Below are 17,679 nucleotides of genomic sequence, written 5' to 3'. Positions count from 1 at the left end.
CTGGCCGGCCGGCCGCACGGCGGCTCCGCCCGGCAGAGGACGTGGCGGACACGGACGCATGACGCGGCTTTGACGCCGGACGAATGGGCGACACTTCCCGCCGTGAACATGCCCGCCCCGCCCCGAACCCCGCTGCACCAGGCCCTGGTCTGGGTGCGCCGCGACCTGCGCGCCGACGACCATGCCGCGCTGCACCACGCACTGCGCGCCGCACGCCGGGTGCACGTGGCCTTCGTCTTCGACAGCACCCTCCTGGAGCCGCTGCGCGCGGCCGGCATCCGGGCCGACCGGCGGGTCGAGTTCATCCGCGACAGCCTGGTCGATCTCGATGCCCAGCTGCGCGCGCTCGGCCTGTCGCACGGCGTCGAGGGCTGCGGACTGACCGTGCTGCACGGCGATCCGGTCGAGCGCATCCCGGCCCTGGCGCGCGCGCTCGACGTGCAGGCCGTCTATGCCGCCCATGACGACGAGCCGCTGGCGCTGGCGCGCGACGCCCGCGTGCGCGGCGCGCTGGCCGACGCCGGCATCGCGCTGCACACGATGAAGGACCATGTGGTCTTCGAACGCGCCGAGGTGATGACGGCCGCCGGCACGCCCTACGGCGTGTTCACGCCGTACAAGAACGCCTGGCTGCGCAAGATCGATCCGTTCTTCCTGCGCGCCTGGCCGGTGGCCCGCCATGCCGCGGCCCTGGCGCCGCGGCCGACCGCGCTGCCGCAGGCGCTGACCGGCCTGGCCCCGGGCGCCGAGGCGGTGCCCGCGCTGGAGGCCATCGGCTTCGAACGCAGCAACCTGCACACGCTGCGCCTGCCCACCGGCAGCCGTGGCGCAGACGAACTGCTCGACGAATTCCTCGACCGCATCGACGCCTACGGCGAGGCGCGCGACTTCCCCGCCATCAAGGGGCCGAGCTATCTGAGCACCCACCTGCGCTTCGGCACGCTGAGCATCCGCCGCTGCGCGCGCGAGGCCTGGCAGCGGGCGCAGGCCGGCTCGCGCGGGGCCGAGGTCTGGCTGTCGGAGCTGATCTGGCGCGACTTCTACCACCAGGTGCTGCACCACCACCCGCGGGTGGCCGCCCACGCCTTCCGGCCCGAGTACGACACCATCGCCTGGGAGCACGGCGCGGCGGCCGACCGCCTGTTCGCGGCCTGGGCCGAGGGCCGCACCGGCTATCCGCTGGTCGATGCCGCGATGCTGCAGCTGCTGCAGACCGGCTACATGCACAACCGGCTGCGCATGGTCAGCGCCAGCTTCCTGACCAAGGATCTGGGCATCGACTGGCGCCGCGGCGAGGCCTGGTTCGCCCGCCACCTCAACGACTTCGATCTGGCGGCCAACAACGGCGGCTGGCAGTGGGCCGCGTCCAGCGGCTGCGACGCCCAGCCCTATTTCCGCATCTTCAATCCGGTCAGCCAGAGCCTGAAGTTCGATGCCCAGGGCCGCTTCATCCGGCGCTACCTGCCGCAGCTGGCCGCGCTGAACGACCGCCTGATCCACGCGCCCTGGCAGGCCTCGCCGCTGGAGCTGCAGGCCGCCGGCATCACGCTGGGCCAGGACTACCCGCGGCCGGTGGTCGAGCACGACCAGGCACGGGAGCGCACGCTGCAGCGCTATGCGGTGGTGAAGTCGCGCGCCACCGGGCGCTGAGCCCGGCCCCGCGGGCCCTCAGAACAGCTCGACGTCGCCCGAACGCGAGGCGTCCTCGATCGAGCCGTCGGCCACGAGATCCTCGTGGCAACGCACCTGGTTGCGGCCGTGGGTCTTGGCCCAGTAGACGGCCTGGTCGGCACGCTCGAAGGCACTGGCCGGCGTGTCCTTGGGCACGACGGTGGAGAAACCCACCGACAGCGTGATCGTGCCGACCTGCGGGAACGCGTAGGCCTCGACCGTGCGGCGGAAGCGCTCGAAGGCGGCCAGCGCATCCGCCGCCTCCGGACAGCTCAACAGCACGACGAACTCCTCACCGCCGAAGCGGTAGAGCCGGTCGTGGTGGCGGAAGCTCGCCCGCATCAGCCGCGAAACCAGCAGCAGCACCTCGTCGCCGATCAGGTGGCCGTGGCGGTCGTTGACCTGCTTGAAATGGTCGATGTCGAAGACACCGATGAACAGGCGGTCGCCGCGCCGATCGGCCTGCCGGCGCTCGTCGAGCGCATCGAGCGCATCGAGCATGTTCGCCTGGGCCAGCTGGCGGGCCTGGGCCTCGGCGCGCTGGGCGGCCAGCTTGTAGAAGCTGTCCTCGAAGGTCTTGCGGTTGAGCAGACCGGTCAGCGTGTCGCGCTCGCTGTAGTCGAGCAGGGCCTGGAAGTTGCGGTAGATGCGCAGCACGCCCTGCAGCAGCCGCAGTTCGTCCGGCGCCAGCGGCGCGTCGGTGCGCAACTCGAGCACCGCCGGCTCGTCGGCCTGCGGCGTCAGGGCCAGCAGCGTGCGCACCGGTGTGCCGGGCACGCACAAGGCCCCGTTGGCCGACAGGGCCTGCACCCGGTCGGGCTCGCTGTCCCAGGTGGGCAGGGACTCGAAGACGGTCCAGATCGGGTCGGACACCGGCACCGGGTCGCCCGCGCACTGACGGGCACGCAGCAGCCAGCGGCGATCATGAACCTCCCCGACCGCCCGGTGGATCGCCACCGACGAGGTCTGCAGCACGTCGCGCAAACCCGAGACCAGCAGCAGATCCTGCTGATCCCGGTCGCGGAACGCGGTCAGTTCGGCCAGATGATCGACGACCTTGGACATGGACGGTGGTGGGGCGCAGCGAACGGCGGACGAGGGAGGCGGCAAGGGGTGGCAGACAGCGTACCGGACTCAGGCCGGCTCGCCGACACGGGCGTATCGGGACACGAGCGCCAGCAGCTCTTCTTCGGCATAGGGCTTGCCGAGGTAATGGGCGACGCCGAGCTCCGCCGCGTAATCCCGGTGCTTTTGCGCAATCCGCGAGGTGATCATGATCAAGGGCAGCGTGGCCAGCCGGGCATCGACCTTCATGTTGCGCACCAGATCGAAGCCGTCCATGCGGGGCATCTCGATGTCGGTCAGCACCACCGTGGGCAGTTCACCCCCCAGCAGCTCCAGCGCGTCGAGTCCGTCCTTGGCCAGTCGCACGCGGTAGCCCTCCCGTTCCAGCAGGCGCTGCGTGACACGGCGCACCGTCAGCGAGTCGTCGACCACCATCACCAGCGGCGCCAAGGCACCGTCGACCGGTTCGGCGCGCGGCGCCTCGGGCCGCACCTGGCCCGACCAGGCCTGGCGGGTGCGTTCGCGCGCCGCCGTGCCGTAGAGCGTCGTCAGCGCCAGCGGGTTGTAGATCAGCGACGGCAGACCGGAGGGCAGCAGGGTCATGCCGACCAGACCCGGCAGCCGGGAGAGCTGCGGCCCGAGGTTCTTGACCACCACTTCCTGGTTGCCCGTGACCTCATCGACATGCAGCACCACCCGCTGCGCGGCCGAGCGGATGACGGCCAGCATCGCGTGCCCCTGGGCCGCATGGCCACAGGCCGTGCCTTCGAGGAGCGCGTCCAGCCAGTGGAAGGGCAGCGCCTCGCCGTTGTGGACAAAGCTGCCCTGCGCATAGGCGCTCGCCAGATCGTCGGCGCTGACGCGGCGCAGCGTCTCGATCAGCGTCGAGGGCACGGCCACCGCGCGCTCGCCGCAGCGCATCATCACCACCTGGGTGACGGCGGTGGTCAGCGGCAGCACGAGGCGGAAGGCGGTGCCCTGCCCGGCATGGGTGCGGGTCTCGATGCGACCGCCCATGGCGCTGACCTCGGTGCGCACCACGTCCATGCCGACCCCACGGCCGGCGAGGTCGGTGACCTCGTTGGCGGTGGTGAAGCCGGGCATGAACACCATCTGGGCCAGCTCGGACTCGGCCGGATGCTCACCCGGCTTGACCAGCCCCTGGGCCAGCGCCCGCTCATGGATGCGCGAGAGGTTCAGGCCAGCGCCGTCATCGGCCACCTCGACCACCACCTCGTTGCCCTGCTGGCTGACGCCGAGGGTGATCAGACCGGTGGCGTCCTTGCCGCCGGCCTGGCGCTGCTCGGGCGACTCGATGCCGTGCACCACCGCATTGCGCAGCAGGTGCTCGAAGGCCGGCGTCATGCGGTCGAGCACGCCGCGGTCGATTTCGATCGCGCCGCCGACGATGTCCAGCCGCACCTGGCGCCCGCTCTCGCGCGCGGCCTGGCGCACGACGCGCGACAGGCGCTCGGACAGGGCCTCGAACTCGACCATGCGGGTGCGCAGCAGCTCGTCCTGCATGTCGTGCGTCATGCGGCTCTGGTGCGCCAGCGCATCCTCGGCCGACTGCACGGCCCGCGTCAGGCCGCGCTGCACGGTGGCCACGTCGGACACCGACTCGGCCATCATCCGCGTCAGCTCCTGGAAGCGGGTGAAGCGGTCCATCTCCAGCGGATCGAACTGCTCCTGCGCGCTGCGGGCGGCCTCCATGCGGGTGTTGATCTGCAGCTCGGCCTGCAGCTCGATGTCGCGCAGCTGGCTGCGCAGACGCTCCAGGTTGTCGCTGAGGTCACCGAAGGCGGACTTCAGCGCCAGCACGTTGGCCTCGATGCGGGCGCGGGCGATCGAGACCTCGCCAGCCTGGTTGACCAGGCGGTCGAGCAGCTGGGCGCGCACGCGCACCGTGGCCACCGCCGACGGCCGTTGCTGGGCCGCGGGCAGGACGGCATCCGGCTCGACCTGCGGCGCCGGCGGCTGGCCGGCGAAGCGCTGCCAGTCGATGGCGGGCGGCTCGGCCACCGGCGGCGGCACGAACCCGGCCCGGGCGTCGTCGACGGGTGGCGCATCGGCCACGGCCCGCGGCGCGTCGGGCACGCGGTCGTCCGCCGACCCCTCCGCGGCGTCGGCCAGGAGGCCCACGTCGAGCACCTGCGCGACCAGGGCCGGATCCGGCACCACGGTCGGCAGTTCGAGGTCCAGCGGCAGCTTGGCCGACGCCAGATCCAGGTCGGCGGCCGCGGGCAGCGCCAGACCGGCCACCGCAGCCAGCGCGGCGACCGCGAGGCTGCTGGCGGCAGGCTCGGGCGCATCGGATGCAGGTGCGGGATCGGCCTGCAGCGCGTCGATCGACGGCGTGAGCGACGACCAGGGGTCGGCGCTGTCGGTCTCGTCGGCCCCATCGGCCACCTCGGCTGCCTCGGCTCCCTCGGCGACACCCATGGCCCCCACGGCACCGGTGGTGGCGTCCGCATCGGCCTGCGCCGCCAGCGGGCGGGCCACGTCATCGAAGGACGCGGTGTGGCCATCGGCATCGGCCGCCGCCTCGGCGGCCGGCGCCTGCGGATCGGACGATCCGGCGACGGCCGGCACCAGGCCCGACGTCAGATCGAGCTCGTCGGCCGCGGGCCAGGCCGGCAGCGGCAGCGGAGCCAACGCGGAGGCCGCGAGACCGGAGGCGCCGTGGGCCTCGACCTGCTGGCGCAGCAGGTCGAAATGGGTCTGCAGCGCGTCGATCTGGCCCTGGAGCTGCTCGATGCGCCAGGTCTGCAGATGGGGCTTGGTCGCCAGATGGGTGACCGCGCTCTCCAGGCGGTGCGCCATCTCGCCCAGGCGCATCGCGCCGGCCAGCCGCGCGCCGCCCTTGAACGTGTGCAGCACGCGCATGCAGGGCGAGGCGGCCGCCGGATCACCCGGCTTGAGCGCCCAGCCGCGCACCGCGCTGTAGAGCAGGGACAGCTGGTCGGCGCCTTCCTCGGCGAAGAAGGGGAACAGCTCCTCGTCGACATGGTCCTGCTCGGTCAGGCCATCGTCCAGATCACCGAGCACGCTGACGCCCGCGCCGTCGTCATCATCGAAGTCGGGCGAACTGTCCTCGGGCGCGACGAAGCGGGAGGTCTCGAGCGCGAGCGCATCCAGCGGCGCCTCGTCGACGTCCGGCCAGTGGCCGGTGACCGGCACCAGCGCCGCGTCATCGGTCGGCGCTGCCGCGCCCGGGACCTCGGCCACCGGCCAGCCGGCGACGAAGGCCGCGGCGGCCTCGGCATCGGCATCGGCATCGGCCTGGGCATCGGTGTCCACGGCGTCGGGCGATCCATCGGGGCGGACCGCGTCGGCCACGCCATCCTCACCATCCTCACCGTGCGGGACGGCCGGACCGTCCGCGACCGCGGACCCGGCGGGGAAGACCGGCTCGGCCACCGGCATCGGCACGCCGGCCACCGCCACCGCGGTGTCGATCGCGGAGGCGAAGGGCAGATCCAGCGCCGGGACCGGTGCCGCGGGCACGGCGGCTGCGGCTGCCGCTGCCGCAGCCGCAGCCGCAGCGGTGTCGCCGGACGCCGGCGCCCAGGCATCCGCGGCCTGCGGCAGCGTGTCGGAGTCGGGGCGTGACGCGAGATCGAGCGCCTGGAGGGCCTCCTCTCCCAACTCGGGGACCTGGAGCGCCTGGGTCGGCGGGTCGAGCTCACCGGAGGCCGTCGCGGCGTCGGCGTCGGCGTCGGCGTCGGCGTCGGACGCACCATCGCTGACCGTTCCGGCCGCATCGACGGCGTCGGCCGCATGTCCGCTGCCGTCGACCGGCAGATCGGTCGCCGGCGGGTAGACGACCGCGTCGAGCGCCCGGACCAGCTCCTCGTCGGGCTCCTGCAGGAAACCGGCCGCGAACTGGTGCAGGACGCTGCGGATCTCGTCGGCGCTGCGCAGGTAGAGCGTGGCCTCCGCCTCGTCCGACCACTCGCGTGCCTGGGTGCGGTCCAGCGCATGTTCGAGTCCGCGCGCCAGGCGCGACAGACCGAGATGGCCGACGGTGGCCGATCCCCCGGCCAGCGAGTGCGCGAGCGCGGACGCGGTGTCGCCGAGCGGCAGATGCAGCTGCAGCGCCCAGTCGGCCAGCTCCTGGCTCAGGCGGCGCGACCAGTCGTCCGCCTCCTGCAGGAAGATGTTGAACAGGGTCTGGCTCAGGCGCAGGGCGCCGATCTGGCGCATCTCCTCCGGCGCCTCGGCCGGTGCCGGCGGCAAGGCCTCGCCGGCGACCACGGCCTCGGCCAGGGTGCCGGCCGGCAGCTCGGCCACGTCGGGCGTGGGCAAGGGAAGGTCGGCCGAGGTCAGGCTGCCGACGAGGATGTCCAGACCCGGCGCCGGCACGGCCTCGGTATCGAGCACCCGGGCCAGCTCACCGGCCGGCAACGGTGCCGGCAGCGGCAGCGAGCCGTCCGGCACGAAGGCCAGCGCAGGCGCGGGCGGCACGGCCACGGTGGCCGAGGCCAGCTCGCCGGTCCACGACAGCGGGGTCATCGCATCCAGACCGGTCGGCGCGAAGCCGACGGTCTCGGCGACGCCGGCACCGGTCCAGGCCGTGGCGGCGTGGGGATCGACGTCGACATCGACCGCGGCGGCCGCCTCCCCATCGGCGAACGAGACCGGCGTCTGCAGCCGGGGCGTCGACGCATCGGCATCGACGGGCCAGGCCGCGTCGTCGGCCGGCGGCAGGCCGTCGACGACGAAGACGCTGCCGGCCCCCGGGGTGGCCGTGAGGGTCGGCGCGTCGGCCAGCGGCACGGGCCCATCGTCGGGCCCGGCCGGGGGGAACGCCAGCGCCTCGACGTGAGCCTCGCCGTGAGCGTCGGCGGTGGCATCGGCGGTCACGGTCGCGGTGACACCCGCATCGGCCGAGCGCAGATCCAGGCCGGCGGCGGGCTCCAGCGCGGTGGCCAGGTCGATGCGGGCGGTCGACAGTTCGGTCGAGAACTCGGTGCCCAGGCGGCTGTCCGAGAGAGAGGTCAGCGCGAAGCCGCCGATCGGGGCCAGCGCGGTATCGGCCGCCAGCGGCGGCAGCGCGTCGTCGGGGACGGCAGTGGGGTCAACGGTGGCGACGCCGGTGCCGGCGTCGGCGTCGGCCGGCTCGTCGGCGGACGGCTGGACATCGGCCAGCACCCAGGCCAGCGCAGATCCGCCCAGCACCACGGTGGCGTCGTCGGCCGCGACGGCTGCCGCGGGCGCGGCGGGCGCAAAGGCCGGCGCCAGCTCGGCGGGCGTGGTCGAGACCGTCTCGGCCACCGGCACGGGCGCATCGGCCACCCACGGCACACGCCGGCCTTCGAGCCGCAGCGCGTCGGCGGCGGCGCTCAGCGCATCAGGACGACGCTCGGCATCGGCCTGACGGGCGACATCCTCGACCCAGGCGGCCAGGTGGTCCAGCGCCTCGTCGGTGAAGCCCAGCAGGTCGGCATCGGCCGGGCCGTGCTCGGCCAGGCGGGCGTTGTAGAGCTGCTCGCAGGACCAGGCGGCGGCGCCGAAGCGCTCGAGCCCGACCATGCGCGAACTGCCCTTGAGGGTGTGGAAGGCACGCCGCACGGCGGTCAGCGCGGCATGGTCATCGCCCTGCTCGGCCAGACGGACCAGCGACTCACGGGCCTGACGGACGACATCGCGCGCTTCCTCGAGGAAGATCTCGCGCATCTCGGCGTCCTCGTCCAGCGGCTCGGCGGCCGTGGCGGGCGGTGGCGTGAGCTGCAGCGGCGGCACCTCGTCCAGGCGCAGCAGCCCGCCGGCCGGCAAGGTCGGCCAGCCATCGACACCGGCAGGCGCCGCGGCCTGCAGCGCACTGGCCAGGCCGGGCAGGGTCAGCGTGGGCGTCGGGTCGTTGAACGGCGCCAGGGACCCGGCGGCCAGCGCCGCGGCGTCGCCCGTCCACCCCGGGTCCGCCGGGGGAGCGGCGGCCAGGTCCGGAGGCAGCGGCGCGGTCTCCAGCAGATCCAGCGCGTCGAACGGCGCGCTGCCCGAGGGCGCCGACAGCGGCGGCGCGAAGCCGTCGAGCGGATGCAGCGCCAGCAACTGGGTCGCGTCGGCAGAGCCCACGGCGTCGAAGGCCGGGCCGTGCAGCTCGGCGGTCAGCGTGGGCAGCGACGCCGCTACGCCCAGGCCGAAGGCGTCGGCCGCGCGCACCGAGGCCATCGCCTCGGCCGCACGGGCGCCCGGCGGCAACGCCGACGACGCCAGCGGCTGCAGCGTGATCTCGGCCGGCACGATGACGCTGTCGAGCAGCTCGTCGAAACCGGTCGGACGGTCGGCACGCGCCATCGTGCCGCGCAGCACGCCGTCCTCGGCATCGAAGCGGAACAGCGCCTTGGCCATCTGCGGCTGGAAGCCGACCATGTCGATCATGAAGCTCAGCGCGCCGAGGTTGTCGGCCAGCCGATCGAAGGTGCCGGCACGGATCGCGAGCTGGGGATCGACCTCGGTGCTGGCCAGTCCGTCGACGTCCTCGGCCATGCGCATGACGGCGTGCGAGGCCTGGTCCAGCGCCAGCACCGACAACACGCCGCGCATCGCCTGCAACTTGGCCGGCACCGGGATCAGCAGATCGCGCCGGGCCGGATCCCGGAAGTACTGGTCGATCAGCTGCTCGATCTCCGACAGCGTCTCGCGCAGCTCGTGCACGACGCTGCCCATGGTCTGGCGGTCGGAGACGCGGCGGTAGAGCTCCTCCATCCAGAGCTCGAGCACGCCCGGATCGCGGCCGGCCCGCACCTGCTCCAGCCGGTCGGCCAGGCGCTGCACGCGGGTGGCGGTCTCGGCGTCGCCGTAGTCGCCGTCATCGACGGCGGCCTCGACATAGAGCAGCGCGGTGGCCAGCTCCATCGCCAGTTCGGAGCTCGGCCCCGTGCCCGAGGCCACGACCTGCTGGGCCGTGGCCTGCAGCGCCCGCGTGAGCACCGTGCCATCGGGGAACAGGCGCTGGATCGATTCGCAGATCAGCGCGAACTGCTCGTTGAGCACGGCCAGCTGCTCGGTGTGGCCGCCGGCCACCGCCTGCCAGACATCCTTGGCCGCACCGATGCGCTTGCGGGCCTGCTGCACGACGGCCGGATCGACCCGGCCCAGACGGGCCTGCTCCAGATCGACGCCGGCGGTCTCGGGCAGCGCCCACACCTGACGCACGGTCTGCAGCCACGGGCCCGGGCCCTGGCGGTCGCGCAGGTCGGCGCGGCTGCACTGCAGCAGCAGCTCGTGGGCCAGCCGCTCGGGCGGCTCGGCCACCGTGCCGCCGCGCAGCACCGACAGCAGACGCGAGCCGATGCGCTTGCTGTGCATGTCGAGCTGCAACAGCCCGCGGCCGATCGACTCATGGAAGGCCGCGGCCAGCGACCACAGCGCCGACAGGCGCACCGCCGGCGTGCCGGCCAGTCCGCCGCACAAGGCGCACAGACGCTCGGCGACCTCGGGCGAGCCCGAGCGCATCAGCTGCAGCAGGTCGGACTCGAAGCGCGCGACCACGGCCTCGTCGGGCGCCAGCACGGCCACCTGCACCGGCGGCTGCACCAGGCGCCAGGACCAGGGCAGCTCCCACAGATCGACCGGATGCACGCGCGGCTGGCCAGCCAGTTCCTGCAGCACGCGGTACTGCGGGAACAGGGCCAGCGCGCTGACCGGACGGCCGGCCAGCCGCCGCGCGACCAGATCGACGACGCCGAAACAGGCCTGCTCGAACTGCTGCGCCACCGCCGGGGTGATCTGCTGCGGCCGCGGCGACAGGCGCTGCAGCGCCTGCTCGGCCGCCCGCAGCACGCGCGCGACCTGGGGCAGACCGACCAGCTCCAGCGCACCGACGCTCTGGTGGAGCAGGTGCCGGGCCTGACGCAGGACGGCCGGATCCGCGGCATCGAGGTCACCCCCGGCGTCGAGCTCCTTCAGATGCCGCTTCAGCGCCTTGTTGACGCCTTCGAGGGATCGCCGCAGTTCTTCCTGGACCCAGGACAGGGTGCTGAGGTCGTCGGCCGGGCCTTGGGGAGTGGAGACCATGCGGTTTCGGCGCTGCGGCCGCGGGTGGGATCAGGAGATCTTGAATCGGGCCACGGACTGCTTCAGCTCCTCGGCGGTGCGCGAGAGTTCGCGCACCATCTGGGCGGTGGAGCTGGTGCCTTCGGCGGTCTGTTCGGTCACGGCCGAGATGTGGTGGATGCTCTCGACGACCACGTTGGCCGACTGCGCCTCGCGCAGGGCCTGGGCCGAGATGTCCTCGATCAGCTCGGCCAGCTGGCGGGTCACGCGGTCGATGTTGGCCAGCTCGGCGCCGGCCGCATCGGACAGTTGCGCGCCATCGACCACGCCCTGGGTCGAACGCGCCATGGCGCCGACCGCGTCCTGGGTGTCGGCCTGGATGGTCTTGACCAGAGCCGTGATCTGGCGCGTGGCATCGGCCGAGCGCTCGGCCAGCCGCTGCACTTCCTCGGCCACGACCGAGAAGCCGCGGCCGGCCTCACCGGCCGAGGCGGCCTGGATGGCGGCATTGAGCGCCAGCACGTTGGTCTGCTCGGTGATGTCCGAGATCAGCTCGGTGATCTCGCCGATCTCCTGGGACGACTCGCCCAGGCGCTTGATGCGCTTGGAGGTCTCCTGGATCTGGTCGCGGATCGCGTTCATGCCGTCGATCGAGTTCTGCACCGCCCGCTGGCCGGATTCGGCCGCCTTCAGCGAGTTGCGTGCGACCTCGGCCGAGCGCTGGGCCTGACCGGACACCTCGTTGATGCGCTGGGCCATCTTGACCACCGAGTCGCCGGTCTCGCGGATCTCGCGCAGCTGCTCGCCGGAGGCGGCCAGCAGCTCGGTCGAGGTGTCCTCGACCAGCTGGGTGGTCACCGTCACCCGCTCGGCCGTGCCCTGCACCTGGGAGACCAGGCTGCGCAGCTCCTCGACCGTGTAGTTCACCGAGTCGGCGATGGCGCCGGTGATGTCCTCGGTCACGGTGGCCTGCTGGGTCAGGTCGCCCTCGGAGACGGCCTGCAGCTCGTTCATCAGGCGAAGAATGGCGGCCTGGTTGGCGTCGTTGACGCGCTTGGCCTCCTGCTCCAGGCGCTCGGCCTCCTGGCGCTGCTGCTCGGCGAGCTGGGCGCGCCAGGCCTGGTCGGACACGTAGAGCTGCAGCAGCCCCCAGCCGGCCAGCACGATCAGCAGCGCCGAGACGCCGAGACCGGCCAGGTGCAGCGGGCTCATCCCGCCGGAGCCGGCGAGCGCCAGCTGCATCGTCTCGAGCTTGCGGCGCAGCGGCTCGCTGTCGCGCAGCACGCCGATCTGGGCCTCGCGGGCCCGCACCAGCGCCTGCATGTTGCCCAGCAGCGGTGCGGCCTGCTGCCGCGCGCCATCGAACTGCTTGATCAGGCCCTGCAGCCGCTCACGCAACGCGGCATCGGTGGTGCCCGGCAGACGCAGATCGGCATTGCCTTCGAGCAGGCCGTGGGCGACGTCGTTGAAGGTGTTCAGGTCCTTGCCGAGCAGGAACACCGCCTCGGGGCTGACGCCCTCGATGGTCAGGAACTCGCTGGCGCTCTTGCCGATGCGCTGGGTCAGCATGACCAGCTGGCTGACGGCCGCGGCCTCGACCGGGCCGGCGCCCTGGGCCAGCTTCTGCTGCGCCAGCTGCTCGGTGCTCTCCAGCAGCTCGCCGGACGAGCGGCTGATGCTGCGCAGCGCCTGGCCGACCTGGGTCAGCGTGCGCTCCTGGCTCAACACGGCATTGGCCGCCTTCTCGGCGTTGTCGACCAGCGGGCCGAGCTCGGGCAGCGGCGCCGCGGCCGCACCGCCGACGGACGCGACGGTGTCGGAGCCATCGCGCAGGGCCCGCACATGGGCCACCAGCACCGCCGAGGACTCGCGCACCTCGCCGAAGGCCGGCGCATGGCCGAGCACGGCCTGGGTCATCGACTTGGCCAGGCGCTGGGCCTGCATCTGTGCCGCACCGACGGCGGCGATCTGGCCCGACTGCCGGTTGGCCGCGGCCAGACCCAGCACCGTGCTGCCGGCCAGCAGCACCAGACCACCGACCAGCAGGCCGCCGAGCAGACGCTGCTGCTGCTGCAGCGGACGGTGCCCGATCAGCGGCAGCGGCTTGCCGGGCGGCGGCACGTCCAGCGTCGCCGGCTCGATCGGCAGCATCTGGCGTGAATCGACGAACTCGGTCGGGCCGGCCTGGGCCGCGGCATCGGCCGACAGCACCGAGTCCGGATCGACCAGCGTCGAGGCCTCGGAGGGCGGAGACGCCGCCGGCTCGGCCATGCGGCTGTCCATGTCGGCCGGCGCCTCGGCGATGTGTCCGGCATCGACGGCCGCCTGGAACTCGTCGAAGTTGGCCGGCACCCGCGAATCCTCACTGACCGTGTCCTGCGGACCCTTGGTCTTGAGCTTGTCCAGGAAACCCATTTCTTCCCCTTGATCTCATCCGCGGTGGCGACCGCAGCCCCGGGGCCGATCGGCGGCCGCGGGGCCGTCGGTCAGGACCACGGAGCCACCAGGCCGGTGCGCCACCCATCTGTCGTGATAGCCGAGCATACGGACCCACCCCCGCCAGGGGCGGTCGTGTGGGGCGACCCGGAACCGTGGCGCCATGGTCAGGCCGCGATGCCGAGGAACGCCGGCGAACGCGCCAGCTCGGCCAGATTCAGCTCCTGCCACTGGCGGCCGGCGGCATCGCGCCACCGCCAGCTGGCGAAGGCCGGACGCCCGGAAGCCTCTGCGCCCGCCTCGTCGACCGGCGCCATGTCGGCCGCATGGCGCAGCCCGAGCAGCCGGTCGATCAGCAGCGCGACATTGACGCCGAGCGCGGCATTGAAGGCCACCAGCTGGGCCCCGCGCTCGCGCGGCGGCGCCGCGGCCGCCTCGCGCAAACCGAGAAACTGCGCCAGATCGACCACCGTGTGCACGCTGCCGCGCAGGTTGACCACGCCGGCCATCCAGGGCCGCGTGTGCGGCACCGGCAGCAAGGCGCCGAGCTCGAAGATCTCGCCGGCCTGCTGCAGCGGCACCAGCAGGCCGAGACCGGCGCTGTCGAGCGCCAGCCACGACAGGCCGCGCGGCTCGTCGCGCACCTGCTGCATGCGCTCGGCCAGCCGGCTCTGCAGTTCCCTCAACGCTTGCTTGTTCGCCATCCCGCCGCCTGCTGCCCGCTGCCTGCAGCCGGGCTCAGCCCAGTTGCCTGATCTTGGCGATCAGGTCGTCGGCCTGGACCGGCTTGACGACGTAATCGCGCGCCCCCTGGCGCAGACCCCAGACCCGGTCGGTCTCCTGATTCTTGCTGGTACAGATGATCACCGGCAGGTCGATCCAGCGCGGATCGCGGGTGATCTGGCGCGTCAGCTGGAAGCCGTTCTGGCCGGGCATCACCACGTCCATCAGCACCAGGTCAGGCCGCTCGGCCGCCAGGCTGCGCAACGCCTCGTCCCCGGACTCGGCCGTGCGCACCGCATAGCCGTGCCGGCCGAGCAGCTCCGACAGATGGTGCAGCTCGGTCTTGGAGTCGTCGACGACCAGGATCTTGTGGACGGGCATGCGGCTTCCCTCGTTGTCTGTCTGCTGTGTGCAGCCGGATTGTCAGCCCCGGCGGACGCGCCGCACGTCCGGTCGAGGCACTGCTCATGGGGTTGCGGGCCTCAGGAGGCCGCACCGTCGAGGCCGAGCGCGGCCTCCGCCGGACCGAAGTCCTGCACCACGCGCAGCAACTGCTCCTTGGTGAAGGGCTTGGTCAGGTACTCCTCGGAGCCGACCATGCGGCCGCGGGCCTTGTCGAACAGGCCGTCCTTGGACGACAGCATGATCACCGGCACATGGGCGAAGCGCGGATTGCGCTTGATGATCGCGCAGGTCTGGTAGCCGTCCAGGCGCGGCATGATGATGTCGCAGAAGATCAGGTCCGGCGCATGGTCGTTGACCTTGGCCAGCGCGTCGAAACCGTCCTCGGCCAGAACGACCTGGTGCCCGCCCTGCTTGAGGAAGATCTCGGCGCTGCGCCGGATCGTGCTGCTGTCATCGATGACCAGCACCTTGAAGGCCGCGACACGGCGACCGCCGTCATCGGACAGGCTCAGGGACTCCATGGGGTACTCCACGACGGGACAGGCGACCTCGGGGCCGGACGGACGGTTCGGGCGTTCAGGCGACGGCCGTCAGACCGGCACCATCTCGAAGTCTTCCTTGCGGGCGCCGCACTCGGGGCAGGTCCAGTTCATCGGCACATCGGCCCAGGCCGTACCCGGGGCGATGCCGTGTTCGGGGTCGCCGGCGGCCTCGTCATAGATCCAGCCACAGATGAGGCACATCCAGGTGCACGGTTCAGTCACGGTATCGAGGGAGGTCACTACAATGGAAAAGTCATTGTAGCCAAGCGTAGCTGCGTGGCTGCCCTGCGCGGCACCGGCGTTCTGGGGGATCGACGCCGCGGCCCTGGCGTCCTGCCCTCCACCGGCCCGCGCGGCAGCCTGCCCCCCGATCCGCCATGAACCCCAAGTCCCCCCGTGCCCCCGCCGAGACCCCGGCCGATGCCCTGCCCGGGTCCCCGGAAGAGGGCCAGACCGAGGCGGCGGCCCCGGCCTGCGTGATGAGCTTCAACGCGACCGACCCGAGCGGCGCCGGCGGCCTGGCCGGTGACGTCGCCACGCTGGCGGCCATGGGCGCGCACGCCCTGCCGGTGACCACCAGCGTGATGGTGCGCGACTCGGCCGAGATCTTCGACCAGCACGCGATCGACGCCGACGTGATCGTCGAGCAGGCCCGCTCCGTGCTGGAGGACATCACCGTCTCGGCCTGGAAGGTCGGCTTCCTCGGCAGCGCCGACGGCGTCAGCGCGGTGGCCGAGATCCTGTCGGACTACCCCGATCTGCCGCTGGTCAGCCATCTGCCCAACCTGAGCTGGCTCGACGACGACGAGGCCCAGCCCTATCTGGACGCCTTCCGCGAACTGATCCTGCCGGCCACCGAGCTGCTGGTGGGCAACCACAAGACGCTGACCGATTTCCTGCTGCCCGAGTGGGACAGCGAGCGTCCGCCGTCGGCCCGCGAGCTGGCCGTGGCCGCGGCCGAGCACGGCACGCGCTACGTGCTGGTGACCGGCATCATGCTGCCGGCCAAGGCCTCGCGCACCGGTGCGCCGCCCGAGCAGTTCATCGACAACGTGCTGGCCTCGGCCCAGGGCGCGCTGGCCGGCGAGAAGTTCGAGATGTTCGACACCGGCTTCGTCGGCGCCGGTGACACGCTGAGCGCCGCGCTGGCCGCGCTGCTGGCCGCCGGCACCGAGCTGCAGGCCGCGGTCAGCGAGGCCCTGGCCTTCATGGACCAGACGCTGGATGCCGGTTTCCGCCCCGGCATGGGCGCCGTGATCCCCGACCGGTTCTTCTGGGCCCTGCCGCCCGAGGACGAGGAGGCCCTGGCCGCCGAGGAAGCCGCCCGCGCGCAAGCCGAGGCGCAGGCCACCGAGGACGCCCCGGCCGCCAAGGCCAAGCCCAGCCCGCGCCGCATGCACTGAGCGGCCGGCCACCGCCGCCGCAGGCCGCGCCCCGCCGCGGCCGCCCCGCCACCCCGCAGCCGTCACCCGCCCGATGTCCAGCTCCGTCCCCGACCGCAACCAGGTCCTGTTCGAACGCGCCCAGCGCGTGATTCCCGGCGGCGTCAACTCGCCGGTGCGCGCCTTCCGCGCCGTCGGCGGCACGCCGCGCTTCATCGACCGCGCCCAGGGCCCGTACATGTGGGACGCGGCCGGCCAGCGCTACATCGACTACATCGGCTCCTGGGGCCCGATGATCCTCGGCCACGGCCATCCCGAGGTGCTGGAGGCGGTGCAGCGCGCCGCCGTCGAGGGCTTCAGCTTCGGCGCGCCGACCGAGCGCGAGATCGAGCTGGCCGAGGCCATCGTGGCCGAGGTGCCGTCGATTGAGCAGGTGCGCCTGGTCAGCTCGGGCACCGAGGCCGGCATGAGCGCCATCCGCCTGGCGCGCGGCGCCACCGGCCGCTCGATGATCATCAAGTTCGAGGGCTGCTACCACGGCCATGCCGATGCGCTGCTGGTCAAGGCCGGCTCGGGTCTGGCCACCTTCGGCCACCCGACCAGCGCCGGCGTGCCGCCCGAGGTCGCACAGCACACGCTGGTGCTCGAATACAACAACGTCGAGCAGATCGAGGCCGCCTTCGCGCAGCACGGCGACCGCATCGCCTGCGTGATGATCGAGCCGATCGCCGGCAACATGAACTTCGTGCGCGCGCAGGTGCCCTTCGTCGCCCGCATCCGCGAGCTGTGCGACCGGCACGGCGCGCTGTTCGTCTTCGACGAGGTGATGACCGGCTTCCGCGTCGCCCTCGGCAGCGCGCAGTCGCTGTACGCGCAGGCGATTCCCGGCTTCCGCCCGGACATCAGCGTGTTCGGCAAGGTGATCGGCGGCGGCATGCCGCTGGCGGCCTTCGGCACCACGCGCGAGGTCATGAAGCACCTGGCGCCGCTGGGCGGCGTCTACCAGGCCGGCACGCTGTCGGGCAATCCGGTGGCCACCGCCTGCGGTCTGGCCACGCTGCGCCTGATCCGCCAGCCCGGCTTCTTCGAGGCGCTGGGCGCCAAGACGCGCACGCTGGTCGACGGCCTGGCCGAGGCCGCACGGGCGGCCGGCGTGCCCTTCGTCACCGACAGCCAGGGCGGCATGTTCGGCTTCTTCTTCCTGCCGGAGCTGCCGCAGCACTACCAGGCGGTGATGACGAGCGACAACGCACGCTTCAACCGCTTCTTCCACGGCCTGCTGGACCGCGGCGTCTACCTGGCCCCGGCGCTCTACGAGGCCGGCTTCGTCAGCGCCGCCCACACCGACGCCGACATCGCCGCGACCATCGAGGCCGCGCGCGAGGTGATGCGCACCCTGTGAGTCGGCCGCCGTCCGCCGCCCCTGTGCACGGACGGATCGCGCAGCCGCTCCA

10 protein-coding genes are annotated in these 17,679 nt (G+C 72.7%); 3 read left to right on the top strand and 7 right to left on the bottom strand.

Going from position 1 to position 17,679, the window contains the following annotated elements; genetic code table 11:
• The first annotated feature begins 108 nt into the window (after positions 1-108).
• The gene (locus AACH11_RS01910; RefSeq protein ID WP_341372496.1) at positions 109-1,650 is read left to right on the top strand and encodes a cryptochrome/photolyase family protein; all 1,542 of its coding nucleotides are present in this window, start codon (positions 109-111) and stop codon (positions 1,648-1,650) included.
• Positions 1,651-1,668: 18 nt separating this feature from the next.
• Here AACH11_RS01910 and AACH11_RS01905 read toward each other — a convergent pair whose 3' ends face one another.
• From AACH11_RS01905 to AACH11_RS01875, 7 genes are all read right to left on the bottom strand, one after another.
• Complete coding sequence (locus AACH11_RS01905) at positions 1,669-2,736, bottom strand: GGDEF domain-containing protein (RefSeq protein WP_341372495.1); 1,068 nt, start codon at positions 2,734-2,736, stop codon at positions 1,669-1,671.
• A gap of 69 nt (positions 2,737-2,805) precedes the next feature.
• Positions 2,806-10,758: an Hpt domain-containing protein gene (locus AACH11_RS01900; RefSeq protein ID WP_341372494.1), complete on the bottom strand. Its 7,953-nt coding sequence runs from the start codon at positions 10,756-10,758 to the stop codon at positions 2,806-2,808.
• A 30-nt stretch (positions 10,759-10,788) separates the two neighbouring features.
• Positions 10,789-13,152: a methyl-accepting chemotaxis protein gene (locus tag AACH11_RS01895; RefSeq protein WP_423228673.1), complete on the bottom strand. Its 2,364-nt coding sequence runs from the start codon at positions 13,150-13,152 to the stop codon at positions 10,789-10,791.
• Between the two features lie 188 nt (positions 13,153-13,340).
• Entirely contained in the window at positions 13,341-13,877 is a 537-nt protein-coding gene (locus tag AACH11_RS01890) for a chemotaxis protein CheW (RefSeq protein ID WP_341372493.1), read from the bottom strand.
• Positions 13,878-13,911: 34 nt separating this feature from the next.
• Positions 13,912-14,277, bottom strand: coding sequence for a response regulator (locus AACH11_RS01885; RefSeq protein ID WP_341372492.1), 366 nt, complete (start codon positions 14,275-14,277; stop codon positions 13,912-13,914).
• 101 nt (positions 14,278-14,378) lie between these two features.
• Positions 14,379-14,822, bottom strand: coding sequence for a response regulator (locus AACH11_RS01880; RefSeq protein ID WP_341372491.1), 444 nt, complete (start codon positions 14,820-14,822; stop codon positions 14,379-14,381).
• Between the two features lie 69 nt (positions 14,823-14,891).
• The gene (locus tag AACH11_RS01875; protein ID WP_341372490.1) at positions 14,892-15,044 is read right to left on the bottom strand and encodes a rubredoxin; all 153 of its coding nucleotides are present in this window, start codon (positions 15,042-15,044) and stop codon (positions 14,892-14,894) included.
• Between the two features lie 176 nt (positions 15,045-15,220).
• Between AACH11_RS01875 and thiD the strand changes: the two genes are divergently transcribed.
• Both thiD and hemL read left to right on the top strand, forming a co-directional pair.
• Complete coding sequence (gene thiD / locus AACH11_RS01870) at positions 15,221-16,246, top strand: bifunctional hydroxymethylpyrimidine kinase/phosphomethylpyrimidine kinase (RefSeq protein ID WP_341372489.1); 1,026 nt, start codon at positions 15,221-15,223, stop codon at positions 16,244-16,246.
• A 73-nt stretch (positions 16,247-16,319) separates the two neighbouring features.
• Complete coding sequence (gene hemL, locus AACH11_RS01865; protein ID WP_341372488.1) at positions 16,320-17,627, top strand: glutamate-1-semialdehyde 2,1-aminomutase; 1,308 nt, start codon at positions 16,320-16,322, stop codon at positions 17,625-17,627.
• Positions 17,628-17,679: the final 52 nt, after the last annotated feature.

The sequence above is a fragment of the Pseudaquabacterium rugosum genome, assembly GCF_038066575.1.
In the GTDB taxonomy this organism is placed as follows: Bacteria; Pseudomonadota; Gammaproteobacteria; order Burkholderiales; family Burkholderiaceae_C; genus Pseudaquabacterium; species Pseudaquabacterium rugosum.
This window is presented reverse-complemented; position numbering and strand designations above follow the sequence as displayed.

What these genes read in the sequence shown, in the direction of transcription:
- AACH11_RS01910 (WP_341372496.1), top strand. Translation starts at nt 109, where the DNA reads ATGCCCGCCCCGCCCCGAACCCCGCTGCACCAGGCCCTGGTCTGGGTG.
- AACH11_RS01905 (WP_341372495.1), bottom strand. Translation starts at nt 2,736, where the DNA reads ATGTCCAAGGTCGTCGATCATCTGGCCGAACTGACCGCGTTCCGCGAC.
- AACH11_RS01900 (WP_341372494.1), bottom strand. Translation starts at nt 10,758, where the DNA reads ATGGTCTCCACTCCCCAAGGCCCGGCCGACGACCTCAGCACCCTGTCC.
- AACH11_RS01895 (WP_423228673.1), bottom strand. Translation starts at nt 13,152, where the DNA reads ATGGGTTTCCTGGACAAGCTCAAGACCAAGGGTCCGCAGGACACGGTC.
- AACH11_RS01890 (WP_341372493.1), bottom strand. Translation starts at nt 13,877, where the DNA reads ATGGCGAACAAGCAAGCGTTGAGGGAACTGCAGAGCCGGCTGGCCGAG.
- AACH11_RS01885 (WP_341372492.1), bottom strand. Translation starts at nt 14,277, where the DNA reads ATGCCCGTCCACAAGATCCTGGTCGTCGACGACTCCAAGACCGAGCTG.
- AACH11_RS01880 (WP_341372491.1), bottom strand. Translation starts at nt 14,822, where the DNA reads ATGGAGTCCCTGAGCCTGTCCGATGACGGCGGTCGCCGTGTCGCGGCC.
- AACH11_RS01875 (WP_341372490.1), bottom strand. Translation starts at nt 15,044, where the DNA reads ATGTGCCTCATCTGTGGCTGGATCTATGACGAGGCCGCCGGCGACCCC.
- thiD (WP_341372489.1), top strand. Translation starts at nt 15,221, where the DNA reads ATGAACCCCAAGTCCCCCCGTGCCCCCGCCGAGACCCCGGCCGATGCC.
- hemL (WP_341372488.1), top strand. Translation starts at nt 16,320, where the DNA reads ATGTCCAGCTCCGTCCCCGACCGCAACCAGGTCCTGTTCGAACGCGCC.